Raw genomic sequence first — 2,435 nt, forward strand, 5'->3', positions numbered from 1 at the left:
AAGAGGCCGGCATGGGCAGCGCCTCTCTCAAGACCGATCCTGATGCCTCGGCCAGCTCAAGCTGAAACACGCCCCGCCCAGGCGCTTGCTCTTGCCGATCAGCGCCCGGCCGTCGTGCCAGTGGATGATCCGCCGCACGATCGACAGCCCCAGCCCATGGCCGCCCGACGCGCGTGCGCGGCTGTCGTCCAGGCGCAGGAAGGGCTTGAACACCCGCTCCCAGGCCGCCTCCGGCACGCCCGGTCCGTCATCCTCGACGTCGACCCGGCAGCGCAACTGGCCGACCTGGTAACTGACGGTCACCTGGGATCTGGCGTGGCGCATGGCATTGCCCACCAGGTTCTGCAACGCCCGATGCAAAAAGCGTGGCTCGGCCTCGACCCAGGCGCCGTCGCAATCGGCGGCGGACAGGCACAGGCCGCGCTCCACGCTAATCCCGGCGCGCAACGGGCCCAGTTCTTCGATGACCTGATTAACCAACGCATCCAGGTCGACCCGCTGGAAATTCAACGCCGGCGACCCTTGCTCCAGCCGCGCATACGTGAGCATCTCGTCCACCAGCCGGTCCAGGTCTTCGATGTCGTGATCCATCCCGGCCAGGTATTTGTCCCGGGCCTCGGGCGTGCTGGCGCTGCCGAGCATTTCCAGGCCGAAGCGCAGGCGCGCCACCGGTGTACGCAGTTCATGGGACACCGCACGCACCAACTCGCGCTGGATCGCCAGCAGCTGCTGCAAGTGCTCGGCCATGCCATTGAACGCTGCGGCCAGGCGTCCGACCGAGTCAGCGCCCCGAGCGGGTACGCGGGTCTCCAGGCTGCCTTGGGCGATCTGGGTCGCGGCCGACTCGAGGCCACGCAGGCGCCGCTCCAGCTGGCGCACCAGCAGATAGACGATCAGGCCGATCAGGCTCAACCCGAGCGCGGCAATCAGCACCAGCCACTCAGGCGGGTACGGATTCATCTGGTACAGCGGGCCGATTTCCAGCACCCAGGGCGTGCCCACCATGCCGGCGAACACCCGGATCGAGTCGGCGCCCTTGCCCAGGGCCATCACCGTGTCGCCCTCCGCCACCCGCCGGCGCTGGTCGTCGTCCATGTCCGCCTGCTCGACGGTCATCAGGCGCAGGTCGAAACCAAAACCTTTTTCCTGCTTGAGTTGCGCCAGCCGCTGGGGTTGCTCGGCCACCGGATAACGCACCAGTTCATCGGCCAGCAGATAAATGGTTGCCCGAGCCAGTTGCTCGCTGATCTGGCGGACCTCCCCGACCAGGGTCAACTGCTCGCCATCGCTGACCAGCCGATAAACCTTCGCCGCATGCGGCCCGATCTGCTCCACCAGGACCTGCCCGCGCAACACCCGGGTGCGCTGGCCCAGGTCGAGGTCGGTCTGGCTGAACGTCTGCAACGCCAGCGGAATGCCCAGCAGGCGTTCCCACACCGCCAGGGCCCGGCGCCGTTCGGTGTCGTTCATCGGCCGCAGGTTGTCGGCCATCAGGGAAAACGTGCCATGGGCCAGGCGCTCGCGGTACTGCTCGCCGCGCGTCTGGTTGAGCAGGTGCAGCGCCAGCACGCCCAGCACCGCCACCAGCACCAGTGCCGCGCACATGCCGCCATAGATGCGCAGGAAGATGGAGTTCACGGGGTCGCGTCTACGCAGGCTTCAGGGACGAACAGGTAGCCTTTGCTGCGGATGGTCTTGATCAGTCGTGGATGCTCCGGGTCGTCGCCGATCTTCGGACGGATGCGCGAGATGCGCACGTCGATGGAGCGATCCTGGCCGTCGTAGCCGATGCCGCGCAGGGCGGTGAAGATTTCCTCGCGAGACAGGATGCGCCCGGCGTTGGACACCAGCAGCCAGAGCAGGTCGAATTCGGCGCTGGTCAGCTCGATACCGTTGCCCTGCAGCCAGGCTTCGCGCAAGGCGTTGTCCACCACCAAGGGGCCGAACTCCAGGCGCCGTTGCTTCGGCGCTGCGGACGGCTCCGGCTCGCTGCGCCGCAGCAGGGCCTGGATGCGGGCCAACAGGACGCGCGGGCGCACCGGCTTGCAGACATAGTCGTCGGCGCCCAGGTCCAGGCCCTGGATCTGGTCGGTGTCGTCAGCCCGCGCGGTGAGCATCAGGATCGGCCCGTCGTAGTGCTCGCGCGCCTTGCGGCAGATGCTCAAGCCATCTTCGCCGGGCAGCATCAGGTCGAGAATGACCAGGTCGGGCTGCTCGTCGATGATCCGCTGGGCCGCCACGGCGCCGTTGCCCTCGATGGCGACGCGCAGGCCGTTGCTTTCCAGGTATTCGCGGGTCAGCTCGGCCAGGCGCTGGTCATCCTCGACAATCAATATCTGCCAGGCTTCTTGTTCCACGGCGGGGCCTCGTCTTGTTGTAGCTATAAAAAGAAAGGATTAACGCTCACCCTGTGGGGGGGGGGGGGGGGGGGGGGG

At 67.1% G+C, this 2,435-nt stretch carries 2 protein-coding genes; both read right to left on the reverse strand.

All coding sequences use genetic code 11. From position 1 onward, the window contains the following. Positions 1 to 27 precede the first annotated feature (27 nt). Positions 28 to 1,638 (reverse strand): ATP-binding protein, encoded by a 1,611-nt coding sequence (locus ACE04F_RS22260; RefSeq protein ID WP_486109955.1) that lies wholly within the window; start codon positions 1,636 to 1,638, stop codon positions 28 to 30. Then, entirely contained in the window at positions 1,635 to 2,357 is a 723-nt protein-coding gene (locus ACE04F_RS22265) for a response regulator (protein WP_305499379.1), read from the reverse strand. Before ACE04F_RS22265 ends, ACE04F_RS22260 begins: the two co-directional genes overlap by 4 nt. Positions 2,358 to 2,435: the final 78 nt, after the last annotated feature.

It is taken from the genome of Pseudomonas sp. AGC41 (assembly GCF_057334555.1).